15 protein-coding genes and 1 riboswitch are annotated in these 15,600 nt (G+C 67.7%); of the genes, 3 read left to right on the top strand and 12 right to left on the bottom strand.

Translation table 11 applies throughout. The annotated features are described in order from the left end of the window. Nucleotides 1-129 precede the first annotated feature (129 nt). Together OG819_RS23345 and OG819_RS23340 are read right to left on the bottom strand one after the other, a co-directional pair. Nucleotides 130-1,479, bottom strand: coding sequence for an NYN domain-containing protein (locus tag OG819_RS23345; RefSeq protein WP_266624142.1), 1,350 nt, complete (start codon nucleotides 1,477-1,479; stop codon nucleotides 130-132). Nucleotides 1,480-1,513: 34 nt separating this feature from the next. Then, complete coding sequence (locus OG819_RS23340; RefSeq protein ID WP_054231545.1) at nucleotides 1,514-1,753, bottom strand: hypothetical protein; 240 nt, start codon at nucleotides 1,751-1,753, stop codon at nucleotides 1,514-1,516. Between the two features lie 152 nt (nucleotides 1,754-1,905). Between OG819_RS23340 and OG819_RS23335 the strand changes: the two genes are divergently transcribed. Further along, on the top strand, nucleotides 1,906-2,637 hold the full coding sequence (locus tag OG819_RS23335) for a rhomboid family intramembrane serine protease (protein WP_266414740.1): 732 nt from the start codon (nucleotides 1,906-1,908) through the stop codon (nucleotides 2,635-2,637). Beyond that, entirely contained in the window at nucleotides 2,634-2,915 is a 282-nt protein-coding gene (locus OG819_RS23330) for an Lrp/AsnC family transcriptional regulator (protein WP_054231546.1), read from the top strand. Before OG819_RS23335 ends, OG819_RS23330 begins: the two co-directional genes overlap by 4 nt. A 132-nt stretch (nucleotides 2,916-3,047) precedes the next feature. Here OG819_RS23330 and OG819_RS23325 read toward each other — a convergent pair whose 3' ends face one another. The 6 genes from OG819_RS23325 to OG819_RS23300 form a co-directional block, all read right to left on the bottom strand. Further along, complete coding sequence (locus OG819_RS23325) at nucleotides 3,048-4,409, bottom strand: aminotransferase class V-fold PLP-dependent enzyme (RefSeq protein WP_266651069.1); 1,362 nt, start codon at nucleotides 4,407-4,409, stop codon at nucleotides 3,048-3,050. A 194-nt stretch (nucleotides 4,410-4,603) separates the two neighbouring features. After that, nucleotides 4,604-4,720: riboswitch (SAM riboswitch) on the bottom strand. A 246-nt stretch (nucleotides 4,721-4,966) separates the two neighbouring features. Then, the gene (gene trpD, locus OG819_RS23320; protein ID WP_266624146.1) at nucleotides 4,967-6,031 is read right to left on the bottom strand and encodes an anthranilate phosphoribosyltransferase; all 1,065 of its coding nucleotides are present in this window, start codon (nucleotides 6,029-6,031) and stop codon (nucleotides 4,967-4,969) included. 150 nt (nucleotides 6,032-6,181) lie between these two features. Further along, nucleotides 6,182-7,822 carry a cytochrome bc complex cytochrome b subunit gene (locus tag OG819_RS23315; protein ID WP_266624148.1) on the bottom strand — a complete coding sequence of 547 codons (1,641 nt, stop codon included), beginning with the start codon at nucleotides 7,820-7,822 and terminating at the stop codon, nucleotides 6,182-6,184. Next, nucleotides 7,819-8,883: a ubiquinol-cytochrome c reductase iron-sulfur subunit gene (locus OG819_RS23310; RefSeq protein WP_266624150.1), complete on the bottom strand. Its 1,065-nt coding sequence runs from the start codon at nucleotides 8,881-8,883 to the stop codon at nucleotides 7,819-7,821. Before OG819_RS23310 ends, OG819_RS23315 begins: the two co-directional genes overlap by 4 nt. Next, nucleotides 8,880-9,689 (bottom strand): c-type cytochrome, encoded by an 810-nt coding sequence (locus OG819_RS23305; protein ID WP_266414729.1) that lies wholly within the window; start codon nucleotides 9,687-9,689, stop codon nucleotides 8,880-8,882. The genes OG819_RS23310 and OG819_RS23305 overlap by 4 nt, the downstream gene beginning before the upstream one ends. Nucleotides 9,690-9,781: 92 nt before the next feature. Further along, the gene (locus OG819_RS23300; protein WP_067363575.1) at nucleotides 9,782-10,402 is read right to left on the bottom strand and encodes a heme-copper oxidase subunit III; all 621 of its coding nucleotides are present in this window, start codon (nucleotides 10,400-10,402) and stop codon (nucleotides 9,782-9,784) included. 193 nt (nucleotides 10,403-10,595) lie between these two features. On the opposite strand from OG819_RS23300, the gene OG819_RS23295 reads away from it, so the two are divergent. Continuing rightward, nucleotides 10,596-10,997: a response regulator transcription factor gene (locus tag OG819_RS23295; protein ID WP_075026437.1), complete on the top strand. Its 402-nt coding sequence runs from the start codon at nucleotides 10,596-10,598 to the stop codon at nucleotides 10,995-10,997. Between the two features lie 62 nt (nucleotides 10,998-11,059). Here OG819_RS23295 and OG819_RS23290 read toward each other — a convergent pair whose 3' ends face one another. From OG819_RS23290 to coxB, 4 genes are all read right to left on the bottom strand, one after another. After that, nucleotides 11,060-12,322 (bottom strand): Ig-like domain-containing protein, encoded by a 1,263-nt coding sequence (locus tag OG819_RS23290; protein ID WP_266624155.1) that lies wholly within the window; start codon nucleotides 12,320-12,322, stop codon nucleotides 11,060-11,062. A 150-nt stretch (nucleotides 12,323-12,472) separates the two neighbouring features. Continuing rightward, complete coding sequence (locus tag OG819_RS23285) at nucleotides 12,473-12,871, bottom strand: cytochrome c oxidase subunit 4 (RefSeq protein ID WP_266414719.1); 399 nt, start codon at nucleotides 12,869-12,871, stop codon at nucleotides 12,473-12,475. Further along, the gene (ctaD, locus tag OG819_RS23280) at nucleotides 12,868-14,604 is read right to left on the bottom strand and encodes a cytochrome c oxidase subunit I (protein WP_266414717.1); all 1,737 of its coding nucleotides are present in this window, start codon (nucleotides 14,602-14,604) and stop codon (nucleotides 12,868-12,870) included. The genes OG819_RS23285 and ctaD overlap by 4 nt, the downstream gene beginning before the upstream one ends. Further along, a complete protein-coding gene (gene coxB / locus OG819_RS23275) occupies nucleotides 14,601-15,560 on the bottom strand; it encodes a cytochrome c oxidase subunit II (protein WP_266414714.1) in 960 nt (319 codons plus the stop codon). Before coxB ends, ctaD begins: the two co-directional genes overlap by 4 nt. Between the last annotated feature and the right edge of the window lie 40 nt (nucleotides 15,561-15,600).

Genomic DNA, 15,600 nt, shown 5'->3' with positions numbered 1-15,600 from the left:
CGTGGGACTGACGCTACGTTGCGTGAAGGTCTCGCCAATTCGGGCACAACGCCTGGATGTTGCGCATGGTGCGTACGGGCTTTTTGGGACACACAGCACAGATCGCCGACCGGCGATTCAGTCGCCGGTTCAGCCGCGCGAAAAGCGCTTGAGAAGCACCACGGAGGCGACGGGGCGGGCCCCCGCCTTGGCGATCCCGTCGGCCACTTCACGGTCGGTGGAGACGACGATGACGGGCCGCCCGGGCGGCTCGGCGCGCACCAGCTGGCGGATCAACTCGTCCGCCGTGACACCCGCTTTGGAGAACAGCACCCGCACCCCGCGCGGCGGCGCCAGCAGCACGGGCGCCGCCAGCTCGGCCCCGTCGAAGACGCACGTCACCTCGGCCCCGGTCTGCGCGGCGAGCTGCGACAGCTGCCCCAGGAGTCTGAGTCGCTGCTTCTCGAGCGGCATCTGCGGATAGCCGGTCTTGGTGACGTTGTAGCCGTCGACCACCAGATGCGCCTGCGGCAGCGCGAGCAGCTGGTCGAGGATCGCGGGATCGTTCTCGGACAGGGCGCGGGCTGCGATGTCCTTGGGCGTCATGCGCCCCGGTTCGACCGCGTCCACGGTCTCCGCGGGCCGTACGGACACGGGCGGCAGCGCGAGCTCCCGGCGCAGCCCCTGCGCCGCGTCCAGCACGGTGTCGAGCAACAGCCGTACGCGCATGTCCTCGACGCTGCGCCCCTCGCGCGCCGCCTTGCGGGTGGCCTCCAGGGCCGCCTCGGCCTCCGAGAGCCGCGCCTTGAGCCGCCGGGTCTCGCTCTCGGCGGCGGACACCTGGGCCTGCCCCTCCGCCCGCGCCGTGTCCATCTCACCCTGCAGCTTGCGCAGCGCAGCCTCGCCCCGCTTGACGTCACTGAGGGCTCCGCGCAGCTTGCGGTGAAGCGATTCCGCTTCCTTCTTCGCGGACTCCAACTCCGTGCGCAACCGCTCGGTTTCGGCCTTGGTCTGCCCGCGTGCGTGCGCTAGCTCCTCACGCAGCCGCTCCAGCTCCGCCCGGCTCTCGTCGTCGGCGCGCTCAGCGTCCGCCCGCAGGGCCTCCTCGCCCGCGGCGGTCACCAGCTTCACCCAGCCCGTGGGGCGCAGCACATAGGCCGCGGCCGCCACGTCCAGGGGATCCGCGGCCGGCGGCGGCGCGCCCGAGTCGAGGGCGCCGGTGAGCTCCGGCTGCGCCTCTCTGAGCTTCTCGGCGATACGCTGACGGAACAGCGGGTCGGTCTCCAGCGCGGCGGCCATGGCGTTGCCGGCGAACTTCGCCCGCCGATTGGGAGCGAACCGCGCATACTGCCGCAATTGGGCGGGCAATTCCGCGACGGTCAAACCGCCGAACCCGTCCGACACGATCTGCACGACCCGTCGGCGCACGCCGTCGGGCAGCGGACGGTCGAGCACCTCAGCGGCGCCGTCGTCCGGCTCCCCGCCTGTGGTCTCCACCATCCGTCACCCCAATGTCTGTGCGGAGCCCGCTCCCTCAGGAGCCGGCGCCCGGCCTGTCCACCAGTTCCACCTGATCCACCGCGTTGCACCATCGGCAGCGCACCGACTCGATGGTCTCACTGACCACCTTGCGCTCCTCGACGTTCGGCTCACCGGCCAGGTCGAGGTGCACATACTCGACGACCTTGGACGAGCGGGTCACGTCGAATCGCGTGAGGTTGCCGCAGAGTGTGCAGCGCCAGCGAGTCTCGGCGGTCGGGAGGGGAACCGTCATGTGGCAGTCGCTTTCCTTCTAGTGTCCGTCCAGCGCCAGTCTCTGGTGCGTGTGGCTCGTTACCCTACGGCCTGGCGGGTACTCGACGCTCGGCCGTCCGCAGCGGCGAGGCACTCTGTGTACATCGGTCCGGTTACGTCATGCTCTGTTCCATGATCAGCACCTGGGGTACCGCGGTCGGTAGGACGATGCGCGGCCAGTCCGCGCCGGTGACGTACGGACTGATCTTCGTGTGCTGCCTGATCTTCCTGATCGGTCCCGCCTCGGGACTCAATCCGTCGTTCGGCACCGGGGACGCGCTGGTGGTCGCCCAGCGGACCTACTTCCGGCGCTGGGGCGTGATCCCCGTCGAGCTCTTCGACGGGATCCCGAGCGCCTGGCTCACCCCGGCCACGGCCCTGTTCATCCACGGCAGCTGGCTCCACCTCCTGGGCAACATGCTTTTCTTCTACGTCTTCGGAGCGATGACCGAGGAACGCATGGGCCACGTCCAGTTCGCCGTCTTCTACGTGGTCTGCGGATACCTCGCCCTGCTGGGTTACGCGATCGCCAACTCCGGCTCCGAGCAGACCCTGGTCGGCGCCTCGGGGGCGATCTCCGCGGTCCTCGGAGCGTTCCTGTACCTGTTCCCCAAGGCCCGGGTGACCAGTCTCTTCCCGTTCCTCTTCTTCTTGCCGCTGCGCTTCCCCGCCTGGGTCGTGCTGCCCTTCTGGGTGACCCTGCAATGGCTGGCGGCGGGCCGCAGCCCCTCGGGCCCCGGTGTCGCCTATCTGGCCCACCTGGTGGGCTTCTCGCTGGGGTTCGTCTACGCGTGGGTGCGGTTCGGGCGGCCGACTAGAGTGAAAACCCCAGCAGCAGCCCCCGAGGGAGAAAACCAGCCGTGATCACCGCGATCGTGCTCATCAAGACCAGCGTGGACCGGATCCCCGAGATCGCCGAGTCGATCGCCGCGCTGGACAGTGTCAGCGAGGTCTTCTCCGTCACCGGTACGTACGACTTGATCGCCATGGTCCGGGTGAAGGCCCACGACGACTTGGCGGACGTCATCCCCGGCAAGATCAGCAAGATCCCCGGCGTCGAGGGGACCGACACCCACGTCGCCTTCCGCACGTACTCCCAGCACGACCTGGAGGCGGCGTTCGCCATCGGCCTCGACAGCTAGGCACCCCTTTTCAGGGGCGCCGGGAACTGCGCGATCTTTTGGGGGTCCGGGGGCGGAGCCCCAGGGGACGGGACGGGTAAGGGCGGCGGGGGCGAGGACAAGGTGCCGAGCCCCCACGTACCGCCCGCGCCGTCAGACCGCCGGAACGCAGCGGCCTTCCTCCGTGCGGTAGTTCCACTTCGCCCCGTCCCGCACCAGTTCCTTCACGGCCCGCACAAACCGCTCCACGTGCTCGTCGGGCGTACCGGCCCCGAAGCTGACACGGATCGCGTTCAGGGACTTCTCCCCCGGCGCCGCCTCGGGCGCCCCGCATTCCCCCTGCGTCTGCGGATCACTGCCGAGCAGCGTCCGCACCAGCGGGTGGGCACAGAAGAGACCGTCCCGCACCCCGATCCCGTACTCGGCGGACAGCGCGGCCGCGAAGTGCGAGCTGTTCCACCCCTCGACGACGAACGAGATGACACCGACCCGCGGGGCGTCGTCGCCGAAGAGGGAGAGGACACGGACCTCGGGGACCTCGGCGAGACCCTCGCGGACCTTCGCGATCAGGTACCGCTCGCGGGCGACCAGGGTGTCGAAGCCGGCCTCGGTGAGCGCCTTGCAGGCGGAGGCGATGGAGTAGGCGCCGATGACGTTCGGGGAGCCGGCCTCGTGGCGGGCGGCGCTCTCGTGCCACTCCACGTCGACTCCCCCGTCCGTCCGCCGCGTGACCTTGCGGCTGGCGCCGCCGCCCGCGAGGTACGGCTCGGCCTCGCGCAGCCAGTCGGCGCGGCCCGCGAGCACGCCGGAGCCGAACGGCGCGTACAGCTTGTGCCCGGAGAAGGCGACCCAGTCCACGTCGAGGTCCCGGACCGACACCGGGTGGTGCGGGGCGAGCTGCGCGGCGTCCAGGACGATACGGGCGCCGTGCGCGTGCGCGGCGGCGGCGAGCTCACGCACCGGCCACAGCTCGCCGGTGACGTTCGAGGCGCCGGTGACGCAAACGAGGGCCGGGCCGTAGGGGTCGCGGTCGGCGAGGGCCCGCTCCAGGGCCGTGACGACCTGATGGGGCGTGCGGGGCGCGTCGAGGTAGGTGACCCGGGCGTCCTTCCACGGCAGCAGCGAGGCGTGGTGTTCCGTCTCGAAGACGAACACCTGGCAGTCGGCCGGGAGGGTGGCGGCGAGCAGGTTGAGGGAGTCGGTGGTGGAGCGCGTGAAGACGACCTGGTCGTCACCTCGGCAGTCGAGGAACTCCGCGACGGTCCTGCGGGCGTTCTCGAAGAGGTCGGTGGACAGCTGGGAGAGGTAGCCGGCGCCGCGGTGCACGCTGCCGTAGTACGGGGCGTACGCGGCGACGTCGTCCCACACGCGCTGCAGGGCGGGGGCGCTGGCGGCGTAGTCGAGCGCGGCGTAGGTGACCTCGCCGCCGGTCACGAGCGGGACGGTGACATCCCGGCCCAGAACGGGCAGCGGGGCACAAACGGTCTGGTCGGCGGCAGCGGTGGAGACAGACATGGCGAGGCTCCTGTGAGAGGCAGGCGGAATCGCTGCGCGGGCCGGGTGCACGGGGGTATCGCTGTGCACCCGCACGGCTCGGCGCAGGGAGAAAAGGCAAAAGGGGGACGCGGAAGTGGGGCTCTACGCCCTATCGCATTCGCTTGCTCACAGAAGGCTCCCTCGAACGACCAGGACCCCTGGGATTCTCGAGGGGTCCGCGCTTGCCGTAGACCTCGCTGCCTACGGCCTGGTCTTCACCCGGGGCACCCCGCCACGGACGGAGGGTTGCCGGACAGCCGGCCGGGGCCTGATGGCTGTCGCTCATGACCTGATACCGCATCCTGCCATACGATCTTCCGCCCGCAACCCGGCGTCCGTATACCGGGACGCCGGGTTGCGGGGACGCCACCCACGTTCCTCGCCCCCGCCGCCCCTACCCGTCCCATCCCTACCTGGGGGCTCCGCCCCCAGACCCCCAAAAGATCGCGCAGTTCCCCGCGCCCCTGAAGGAACGGGGAACTGCGCGAGCAACCCCCACCGGCCCGCGGACGAAGAACCGGGGCTCCGCCGGCCGCCTACGCCTGGCTGGCAGCCACCCAGCGTTCCAGCGTTCGTTTCGCCGCCCCCGAGTCGATCGCCTCCGCCGCCTTCGCCATCCCGGCGCGGAGCTGGTCCGCGAGCGGTGCGTCGGTCGGGGACAGGGCGACGAGGGCCGCCGCGGAGTTCAGGAGCACGGCGTCCCGTACGGGCCCCGTCTCGCCGTTGAGCAGCCGACGGGCGATGTCCGCGTTGTACGACGCGTCGGCGCCACGCAGGGCCTCCACGGGGACGAGCTCGAGGCCGACGTCACGCGGGTCGAAGCGCTCCTCGGTGACCTTGCCGTCGCGGACGACCCAGACCCGGGACGTCGCGGTGGTGGTCAGCTCGTCCAGGCCGTCGTCGCCGCGGAAGACGAGCGAGGAGTTGCCGCGCTCGGCGAACACGCCCGCGACGATCGGCGCCATGCGCAGGTCCGCGACTCCGACGGCCTGCGCCCTCACCCGCGCCGGGTTCGTCAGCGGACCCAGCACGTTGAACGTGGTCCGGATTCCCAACTGCCCCCGCGCCGCCGCGACATGACGCAGTGCCGGGTGGAACTTCACCGCGAAGCAGAAGGTGATCCCGGCCTCCTCCGCGACCTCGGCCACCCGCTTCGTCGTCAGGTCCAGATTGACGCCGAGCTTCTCCAGGACGTCCGAGGCGCCGGACGCCGAGGACGCGGCCCGGTTGCCGTGCTTGACGACCTTGGCACCGGTGCCGGCCACGACGATCGACGACATCGTGGAGATGTTCACCGTCTTCGCGCCGTCACCTCCCGTGCCGACGATGTCGACGGTGTCCCCCGGCACCTCGATCACATTGGCGTGCTCGTACATCGTCCGGACGAGACCGGAGATCTCCTCGACCGTCTCGCCCTTGGCCCGCAGCGCCACCGCGAACCCGGCGATCTGCGCGTCCGTCGCCTCGCCGCTCATGATGCGGTCCATCGCCCAGGCGGTGTCGTCCGCGCTCTGGTCGCGGCCCTCGAGCAGGCCGTTCAGCACCATGGGCCAGGAACGGCCCGCCGCGGTGTCGCCTCCAGCGGGGTTCACAGCGCTCATAAGCCGCTCCTGGGTCGGTCCCGGAAAGGGACTCCTGTGTAGATGGGAACACCCTATCCAGGCCCGCAGACGGCAAAGAGCCCCCGTCCAGGCAATGGACGGAGGCTCTCGCCGTGGCGATCAGTAAGGACCGGTCAACCGGTCGGAGGATCAGTGGTGGCCGTGGCCGCTCGTGATCTCCTTGAACTCCTCGACCGTGGGCTTGGGGATCTGGCTTTCCTCCCCGTAGAAGCCCTCGCTGAGCTTGGAGCGGAGCCTCTCCGTGCCCTTCACCTTGCGCTCGACACCGTTCTCGTCGACCGTCGGGCCGATCTCGGCCGGCTTGTACTGCTCGTGCGCGGTGAGCGTGTGCAGGGCCTCCTGGCTGAGCGGCTCGTGCACCTCGATGAACTCACCGTGCGGCAGGCGCTTGATGATGCCCGACTCGCGGCCGTGCAGCACCTTGTCCTTGTCGCGGCGCTGGAGGCCGAGGCAGACCCGCTTGGTGATGACGAACACGATGACCGGCACGATGAAGAAGCTGATGCGCACGAACCAGGTGATCGAGTTGATCGACAGATGGAAGTGCGTGGCCCAGATGTCGTTGCCACCACCGACCAGCAGGACGAAGTACCAGCTGATCCAGGCGGCGCCGAACGCGGTCCGGGTCGGGGCGTTGCGCGGGCGGTCCAGGATGTGGTGCTCGCGCTTGTCGCCGGTGACCCAGGACTCGATGAACGGGTAGACCGCGATCGCGACCAGGACCAGCGGGAAGATCACCAGCGGGAGGAACACGCCCAGGACGAGTGTGTGACCCCAGAGGTTGATCTCCCAGCCCGGCATGACACGGATCAGGCCCTCGGAGAAGCCCATGTACCAGTCGGGCTGGGCGCCCGTGGACACCATGTCCGGACGGTAGGGACCCATGGTCCAGATCGGGTTGATCGAGGCGATCGCCGAGACGGCCGCGATGACGCCGAAGACCAGGAAGAAGAAGCCTCCGGCCTTGGCCGTGTAGACCGGCAGCAGCGGCATGCCGACGACGTTGTTGTTCGTCTTTCCGGGGCCCGCGAACTGCGTGTGCTTGTGGTAGAAGACCAGGATCAGGTGGGCTACCAGCAGGCCGAGCATGATGCCCGGCAGCAGCAGGATGTGGACCGAGTAGAACCGCGCGACGAAGTCGCCGCCCGGGAACTGTCCGCCGAAGAGGAAGAACGACAGGTACGTGCCCACGATCGGCACGGACAGGACCGCGCCCTCCATGAAGCGGACACCGGTGCCGGAGAGCAGGTCGTCCGGGAGCGAGTAACCGGTGAAGCCGGTGAACATGCCCAGGACGAACAGCAGGAAGCCGAACAGCCAGTTGACCTCACGCGGCTTGCGGAACGCGCCCGTGAAGAACACGCGCATCATGTGCACGAACATGCCGGCTAGGAAGATCAGCGCCGCCCAGTGGTGGATCTGCCGGACCAGCAGACCACCGCGCACCTCGAACGAGATGTGCATCGTCGAGTTGAACGCCTCGGACATCAGCTGTCCCTGCAGCGGGACGTAGCTACCGTGGTACGTGACCTCGTTCATCGACGGGTGGAAGAACAGCGTCAGGTACACACCCGTGAGGATGATGATGATGAAGCTGTAGAGGCAGACCTCACCCAACATGAACGACCAGTGGTCGGGGAAGATCTTGCGCATGTTGGACTTGGCAAGGGAGTAGATCCCGAGCCGTCCGTCGGCCCAGTCGGCGACCCTCTCGCCGGCCGGGGCCTTCTCGCGCGAGGAGCGCGAGTCGGAAGTGGTGGTAGTACTCATCCGCGCTCCCAGAAGGCAGGACCGACGGGCTCTTCGAAGTCGCCGAGCGCTTCGAGGTAACCCTGTTCGTTCACACCGATGCGCAGCTGCGGCAGGGCGTGACCGGCCGGGCCGAAGATCACTCGGGCACCGTCGGAGAGGTCGAAGGTGGACTGGTGGCAGGGGCAGAGCACGTGGTGCGTCTGCTGCTCGTACAGGGAGATCGGGCAACCGACATGGGTGCAGATCTTCGAGTACGCCACGATGCCCTCGTGTGACCAGGCGAGCTCGCGCTTGTCCTTGATGTTCTCCGGCTGAAGCCGGACGATCATCAGGGCCGCCTTGGCGATCTGGAGCTGGAAGTCCTCGTCGTGCTCCTCCAGGCCCTCGGGCTTGGCGAAGGTGAGCGAGCCGACGGCGACGTCGGAGGCGCGCAGCGGCTCGTTCGTGTTCATGTTGACGAGCAGCTTGCCCTTGGACCAGAGCGTGTGGCGCAGCTTGGTGCCGGGCAGCGGGCCCAGGTCGCGCAGCAGCATGACGCCGGAGAGCGGGAACAGGGCCAGCGCGCCGAACATCGTGTTGCGGATCAGCTTGCGGCGGCCGAGCGCGGACTCCTTGGCGCCCTCCTTGAAGTCGGCCATGACCTTGGCCTTGACCTCGGGCTCCGCCTCAATCGGGTGACGCTGGTCGGCGATCTCCACGTCGGACATCAGGGTGCGGGCCCAGTGGACCGCTCCCGCGCCGATCGCGAACAGCGCCACACCGAGGGTCATCCCCAGCGCGAAGTTCAGCGCGCTGATGTGACCGAGGGGGAAGACGAAGATCGACTTGTCCGGCGGGATCGCCACGTACGAGGCGATGAAGCCGACAGTGGCCAGCATCGACAACGTGAACAGCATGGCGACGACGCGCTCGGACCGCTTGGCGGCCCGCTCGTCGATGTCCTGGATGCGGTGCTCGTGGGGCGGCAGGCCCGGGTCCGCGAACGGGTTGGTCTCGTCCGCGACGGCTACCGCGCTGTGACCGTGCTCGTCGACCTGCTCAGCGGGCAGGTTCTCTTCTGGAATCTCTTTGCTACTCATGACTTCTTGGCCTTTGCGGTCCGAGCGGCGACCCAGACGGCGACGGCGACCAGGGCGCCAAGACCGAAGATCCAGCCGAAGAGGCCTTCACTGACCGGCCCGAGGCCGCCCAGATCCAGACCGCCGGGGCTCTCGGTGTCGTCACCGTTGACCGCGTTGAGGTACGCGATGATGTCCTTCTTGTTCTTCTCCGACAGCGTGGTGTCGGGGAAGGACGGCATGTTCTGCGGGCCGGTCTGCATGGCCTCGTAGATGTGCTTGGGGTCAACACCCTCAAGGCTCGGCGCGAACTTGCCGTGCGTCAGCGCGCCACCCTTGCCGGTGAAGTTGTGGCACTGCGCGCAGTTGGTACGGAAGAGCTCACCGCCCTTGGCGATGTCCGCACCCTCGGGGCTGACCTGGCTCTTCGTAGGCACCGTGGGACCAGCGCCCAGCGAGGCGATGTACGCCGCGAGCTGGTCGATCTCGGCCTGCGAGTAGATGACCTTCTTCTTCGGGATCTGAGCGCCCGGCTGCTGGGCCGGCATACGGCCGGTGCCGACCTGGAAGTCGACCGCCGCGGCGCCGACGCCCACCAGGCTCGGACCGTCGGAGGACCCCTGACCGCCGGTTCCGTGGCAGCTGGCGCAGCCCACGGCGTAGAGCTTCTTGCCCTCGTCGATGGCAAGGGACTGGGCGGTCGTATCGGCCTGCGCCTTGCTCGCTGGTGCGAACGCGGCGTACAGCCCCCCGGTGGCCGCCAGCGCGAGGAGTAGGACGACGACCGCCGCCAGCGGATGGCGTCGTCGTGCGGAGAGCTTTTTCACGGATTACCCCGGTGTCAGGATCTTCTGCGTCGATGCTTCTGGAAATGGATCGGTTCGTCGCGTGCGATCGGTTCGCCGCGGACGCCGCCCGGTTACTTGATCAAGTAGATCGTGGCGAAGAGGCCGATCCAGACGACATCGACGAAGTGCCAGTAGTAGGACACGACGATGGCGGCGGTCGCCTGCTCGTGAGTGAACCTCTTGGCCGCGTAGGTGCGGCCGAGGACGAACAGGAAGGCGATGAGGCCACCCGTCACGTGCAGGCCGTGGAAGCCGGTGGTCAGGTAGAACACCGAGCCGTACGGGTCGGAGGAGAGCGAGATCCCGTCCTCCTTGACCAGATTGGTGTACTCGAAGATCTGACCGCCGATGAAGATCGCACCCATCACGAACGTGACGATGAACCACATCCGGAGCTTCTTCACGTCCCCGCGCTCGGCGGCGAAGACGCCGAGCTGGCAGGTCAGGGAGGAGAGCACCAGGATCGTGGTGTTCGAGGCCGAGAACGGGATGTTGAGATGGCCCGCCATCTCTTTCCAGTGATCCGGCCCGGTCACCGATCGCAGGGTGAAGTACATCGCGAAGAGGGCCGCGAAGAACATCAGCTCGGAACTCAGCCAGATGATGGTTCCGACGCTGGTGAGGTTCGGTCGATTGACCGACGGGTGCGCGTGCCCGGTTTCTACTGTCGTTGCTGTCGCCACGACCGACATTATGTCGGTCGCTTATCCCGCCCTCACGCCCGGGGGTGCCGTTCGGGGTGTTGATGGGGTGTGTCCAGCCCGTATGGCCCATCGAAGCCCTGTCCGAACCGGTGTTGACGAGGTGTTTGAGGGAGTAGCATCCGCGCCATCGGTACCAGGAGTTCCCGACCAATGCTGTGCTTCTTAGATGCGTGGAGGAACAATGCAGCCGACCGCCACGGTGCTGGTCTACAGCGACGACTCCAACACCCGGGGGCAGGTGCGGCTGGCGACCGGTCGCAGACCGGCCCCCGACGTTCCCCAGGTCGAGTTCATCGAGTGCGCCACGCCCGCCGCCGTCCTGACGGAGCTGGACAAGGGCGGCATCGACGTCTGTGTGCTGGACGGCGAGGCGGTTCCGATGGGTGGCATGGGCGTCTGCCGGCAGATCAAGGACGAGATCTTCAACTGCCCGCCCGTGCTGGTGCTCATCGGGCGGCCCCAGGACGCCTGGCTGGCCACGTGGAGCCGTGCGGACGCGGCGGTGACCCTTCCGGTGGATCCGGTCGAGTTCGCCTCCGCGTTGGCCTCGCTGCTCCGCCGCAAGGCCCTCCTGGGCGCCTGAGAGTTCGCAGCCGCGGAAGGACACAGCCCCGCGCCTCTTTCGGGGCGCGGGGCAGGTCGTTCTCAAACGCTCTCCGGGCGTAGCCTCGCCCGGTCCGTCAGTTTCGGGCCCTCCGGGACGCCCGCTGTCAGGGCGCTGCCGTTGCGCCAGTCCTTCCAGGCGACGTTCCAGTCGCCGAAGCCGTTGTTGAACGGGGTCATGGCGTCGCCGTTGGAGTTCTGGACCTTCACGATGTCGCCCTGGCGGACGTTCTTGAAGAACCACTCGGCGTTGCTGGTGCTCATCCCGGTGCAGCCGTGGCTGACGTTGGCGGAGCCCTGCTCCCCCACCGACCAGGGCGCGGCGTGCACATACTCGCCGCTCCAGGTGACCCTGGTCGCCCAGTAGACGGGCAGGTCGTAGGAGTCCGCGCTGCCCTCGGCGATGCCGACGGTGGTGCCGCGCATCCGTACGAAGGGCTCCTTGCTCAGTACGACCTTGACGCCGTTGCGGGTCTCGTAGCCCGGCTTGCCGGTGGTGACGGGGATCTGGTTGATCACCTGGTCGTTCTTGTAGATCGTCATGGAGTGCGCGGCGGCGTCCGTGACGGCGACGAAGCGGTCCCCGGTGGTGAGCGTCAGGGGCTTCGCGTCGCCGCCCCAGAGCCGGTCGGCGATCTTGATGCCCTTGAGGTTGCTGTGGGCCTGGATGGTGGCGTGGATGGGCCAGTACTCCTTGGGCCGATAGTGCAGCGTCTTGTCGTCCACCCAGTGCCAGGCGCCCTCCGCGGCGGGCACGGAGTCGACCCTCAGGGCGCCTTCGACGATCGCGCGTGCGGCCTTGTCCTTGACCGGGGCGCTGAGTTCGGCGGTGATGGGCTGACCGACGCCGTACTCGCCCGCGGCGGGCCCCAGGGTCACGTTGAGGGGCTTGTTCGTGGTGGGCGCGGTGGTCTCGAAGGCGACGATCTGCCGGCCGGGTGCGCCGTCCTCGTCCTCCGTGCTCACATGCACCGTGTAGTGGGCGCCCGCGGCCAGCGGTGAGGTGCTGTGCCAACGGGTGCCGTCGGCGGCGAGTTCGCCCGCCACATAGCGCCCCGACGCGTCGACGGCCGTCACATCGGTGATGCGCTCGTCATCGCCCTTGGCGGTGATTTCCAGGGGCTTGTCCGGGTCGACCTTGCGGCTGTCGCCGACCACGTCGGTGAAGGAGAGCTGACCCGCCGCGTCGTACGGCCTGGCGGAGAGCGGGTGGCCGCTTCCGCCGCAGGCAGCGGCGGCCGCGCCGAGGGCGACCACCAGCGTGGTGCGGCTGACGACCGTGCGGATTCGCGGTGCGTGATTCATGGACTCACGCTATGAACACCCGTCAGCCTCGGCGCGGCGAGTGAGCCGTGCGGGGGATGTGGCGTACGGCAAAAGAGGAAGCCCGGACTCTCCGTCAGGAGAATCCGGGCTTCCCGGGTGTCCAGCGATCGCTAGGGGACCGTGAGCGTGCTACTGGGTGCGGTTCTCACCGTGGTAGTACTCGAAGACCCAGCCCCACAGGCCGATCAGGATGATCGGGAACCCGAAGTACAGCAGCCACCAGCCGAAGACGACGGCCATGAAGGCGAGCGCGCCGCCGAAACCGAGCGCGAGCGGCTGCCAGCTGTGCGGGCTGAAGAAGCCCACCTCGCCCGCCTCGTCCGCGACATCGGCCTCGTCGTTGTCCTGCGCCAGCTGGTCGACCCGCCGGGCCGTGAAGGCCAGGTAGTAGCCGATCATCACGCTCAGGCCGAAGGCCAGGAAGAGCGCCGTGGTGCCGGCCGGCTCCTTCGACCACACGCCATAGACGATCGCCATGACGAGGATGAAGGCAGCCAGCCAGAGGAACATCTTGCCTTGGACCTTCACTTGCCGGCCTCCTTGCCACCGGAGAGGGCCTTCTCACCGTGACCGGCGTTCTCGAGCTGGTCGAGAGCGGCGATCTCCGGGTGGTGCAGGTCGAAGGCCGGGGATTCGGAACGGATCCGCGGCAGCGTGAGGAAGTTGTGGCGCGGCGGCGGGCAGGACGTGGCCCACTCCAGCGAGCGGCCGTAACCCCACGGGTCGTCGACCTCGACCTTCTTGCCGTACTTGGCGGTCTTCCACACGTTGTAGAAGAACGGCAGGATCGACAGGCCGAGCAGGAACGAGCTGATCGTCGAGATCGTGTTCAGCGCGGTGAAGCCGTCGGCGGCGAGGTAGTCCGCGTAGCGACGCGGCATGCCCTCGACACCCAGCCAGTGCTGCACCAGGAACGTGCCGTGGAAGCCCACGAACAGCGTCCAGAAGGTGATCTTTCCGAGGCGCTCGTCGAGCATCTTGCCGGTGAACTTCGGCCACCAGAAGTGGAATCCGGAGAACATCGCGAACACGACCGTACCGAAGATCACGTAGTGGAAGTGCGCCACCACGAAGTACGAGTCCGAGACGTGGAAGTCCATCGGCGGCGAGGCCAGGATGACACCGGTCAGACCACCGAAGGTGAAGGTGATCAGGAAGCCGACCGCCCAGAGCATCGGGGTCTCGAAACTCAAGGACCCCTTCCACATCGTTCCGATCCAGTTGAAGAACTTCACGCCTGTCGGTACGGCGATGAGGAACGTCATGAAGGAGAAGAACGGGAGCAGTACGCCACCGGTGACGTACATGTGGTGCGCCCACACGGTCACGGACAGACCGGCGATGGAGATCGTCGCGGCGATCAGGCCCATGTAGCCGAACATCGGCTTGCGGGAGAACACCGGGATGACTTCGGAGATGATGCCGAAGAACGGTAGAGCGATGATGTACACCTCTGGATGGCCGAAGAACCAGAAGAGGTGTTGCCATAGCAAGGCTCCGCCATTGGCGGCGTCAAACACATGCGCACCGAATTTTCGGTCCGCCTCCAGCGCGAACAGCGCCGCCGCCAGCACGGGGAAGGCCAGCAGCACCAGCACCGCGGTGAGCAGCACGTTCCACACGAAGATCGGCATGCGGAACATCGTCATGCCCGGGGCGCGCATGCAGATGATGGTGGTGATGAAGTTGACCGCACCGAGGATCGTGCCGAAGCCGGAGAAGGCCAGACCCATGATCCACATGTCGGCGCCGACACCCGGCGAGCGGACCGCGTCCGACAGCGGGCTGTAGGCGAACCAGCCGAAGTCGGCCGCGCCCTGCGGGGTGAGGAAGCCACCCACCGCGATGGTCGAGCCGAACAGGTAGAGCCAGTAGGCGAACATGTTCAGCCGCGGGAACGCCACGTCGGGCGCGCCGATCTGCAGCGGCATGATCCAGTTCGTGAAACCGGCGAACAGCGGCGTCGCGAACATCAGCAGCATGATCGTGCCGTGCATCGTGAACGCCTGGTTGAACTGCTCGTTCGACATGATCTGCGTGCCGGGGCGCGCCAGTTCGGCACGCATCAGCAGCGCCATGACGCCGCCGATGATGAAGAACGCGAATGACGTGACCAGGTAAAGCGTGCCGATCGTCTTGTGGTCGGTGGTGGTGAGCCACTTGATCACGACGTTGCCCGGCTGCTTGCGCCGCACCGGCAGCTCGTTCTCGTACGAGTCTTCGGCTGCCCCGGCACCCTGAGGTTCGTTGAGGATGCTCACAGGTTGTTCGTCTCCCGGTTCTTCTCGTGGCCCGTCTGCTCAATGCCGGCCGGGACGTAACCGGTCTGTCCCTGTGCCGCGAGCTGCTTGAGGTGGGCCTCGTAGCGCTCGGGGGAGACGACCTTCACGTTGAAGAGCATCCGGGAGTGGTCGACGCCGCACAGCTCGGCGCACTTGCCCAGGAAGGTGCCCTCCTTGTTGGGGGTCACCTGGAAGGAGTTGGTGTGGCCCGGAATGACGTCCATCTTCATCAGGAACGGCACCACCCAGAAGGAGTGGATGACGTCACGCGAAGTGAGGACGAAGCGGACCGTCTTGCCCTTGGGCAGCCAGAGGGTCGGACCGGGGTTGCCCGTCTGCGGGTTCCGCTCACCCGGCGTACCGACCTCGTAGACACCGCCGGCGTTCGCCGGGAAGTCCTTCTTGAACCGGTCCGGGATGGCGGCCAGGTTCGGGTCGATCTTGGCGTTGCCGGTGACACCGGGAACGTCCTCGATGTAGTTGAAGCCCCAGCTCCACTGATAGCCGACCACGTTGACCGTGACGTCCGGCTTCGGCTTGAGGCTGAGGAGCTTCGTCTCGTCTCGGGCGGTGAAGTAGAACAGCACCGAGACGATGATGAGCGGGACTACCGTGTACAGCGCCTCGATGGGCATGTTGTACCGGGTCTGCGGAGGAACTTCGACCTTGGTGCGGCTGCGCCGGTGGAAGAACACACTCCACAGGATCAGGCCCCACACCAGCACGCCAACGGCGAGCGCGGCCGCCCAGGACCCCTGCCACAGGGAGAGGATCCGCGGACCCTCTTCCGTGGTCGGGGTGGGCATACCAAGGCGGGGGAAGTCCTTGTATGTGCAACCGGTGGCGGTCGCCAGGACCAGGCCCGCAGTCAGTGCCTGCAGCAGCTTCCGCCGCATCGGGCGCCGCGGCGAGCGGTCGGAGCCGTTGGGACTCACGTAGCGCCTTCCCGAGAGTCTCGCCCGCGCGGTCGGCTGC

Origin of the sequence: Streptomyces sp. NBC_01549, assembly GCF_026339955.1 — a bacterium.
Classification (GTDB): domain Bacteria; phylum Actinomycetota; class Actinomycetes; order Streptomycetales; family Streptomycetaceae; genus Streptomyces.
This window is presented reverse-complemented; position numbering and strand designations above follow the sequence as displayed.

Coding starts and splice junctions, on each gene's coding strand:
- OG819_RS23345 (WP_266624142.1), bottom strand. CDS start 1,479: ATGGTGGAGACCACAGGCGGGGAGCCGGACGACGGCGCCGCTGAGGTG.
- OG819_RS23340 (WP_054231545.1), bottom strand. CDS start 1,753: ATGACGGTTCCCCTCCCGACCGCCGAGACTCGCTGGCGCTGCACACTC.
- OG819_RS23335 (WP_266414740.1), top strand. CDS start 1,906: ATGATCAGCACCTGGGGTACCGCGGTCGGTAGGACGATGCGCGGCCAG.
- OG819_RS23325 (WP_266651069.1), bottom strand. CDS start 4,409: ATGTCTGTCTCCACCGCTGCCGCCGACCAGACCGTTTGTGCCCCGCTG.
- trpD (WP_266624146.1), bottom strand. CDS start 6,031: ATGAGCGCTGTGAACCCCGCTGGAGGCGACACCGCGGCGGGCCGTTCC.
- OG819_RS23315 (WP_266624148.1), bottom strand. CDS start 7,822: ATGAGTACTACCACCACTTCCGACTCGCGCTCCTCGCGCGAGAAGGCC.
- OG819_RS23310 (WP_266624150.1), bottom strand. CDS start 8,883: ATGAGTAGCAAAGAGATTCCAGAAGAGAACCTGCCCGCTGAGCAGGTC.
- OG819_RS23300 (WP_067363575.1), bottom strand. CDS start 10,402: ATGTCGGTCGTGGCGACAGCAACGACAGTAGAAACCGGGCACGCGCAC.
- OG819_RS23295 (WP_075026437.1), top strand. CDS start 10,596: ATGCAGCCGACCGCCACGGTGCTGGTCTACAGCGACGACTCCAACACC.
- OG819_RS23290 (WP_266624155.1), bottom strand. CDS start 12,322: ATGAATCACGCACCGCGAATCCGCACGGTCGTCAGCCGCACCACGCTG.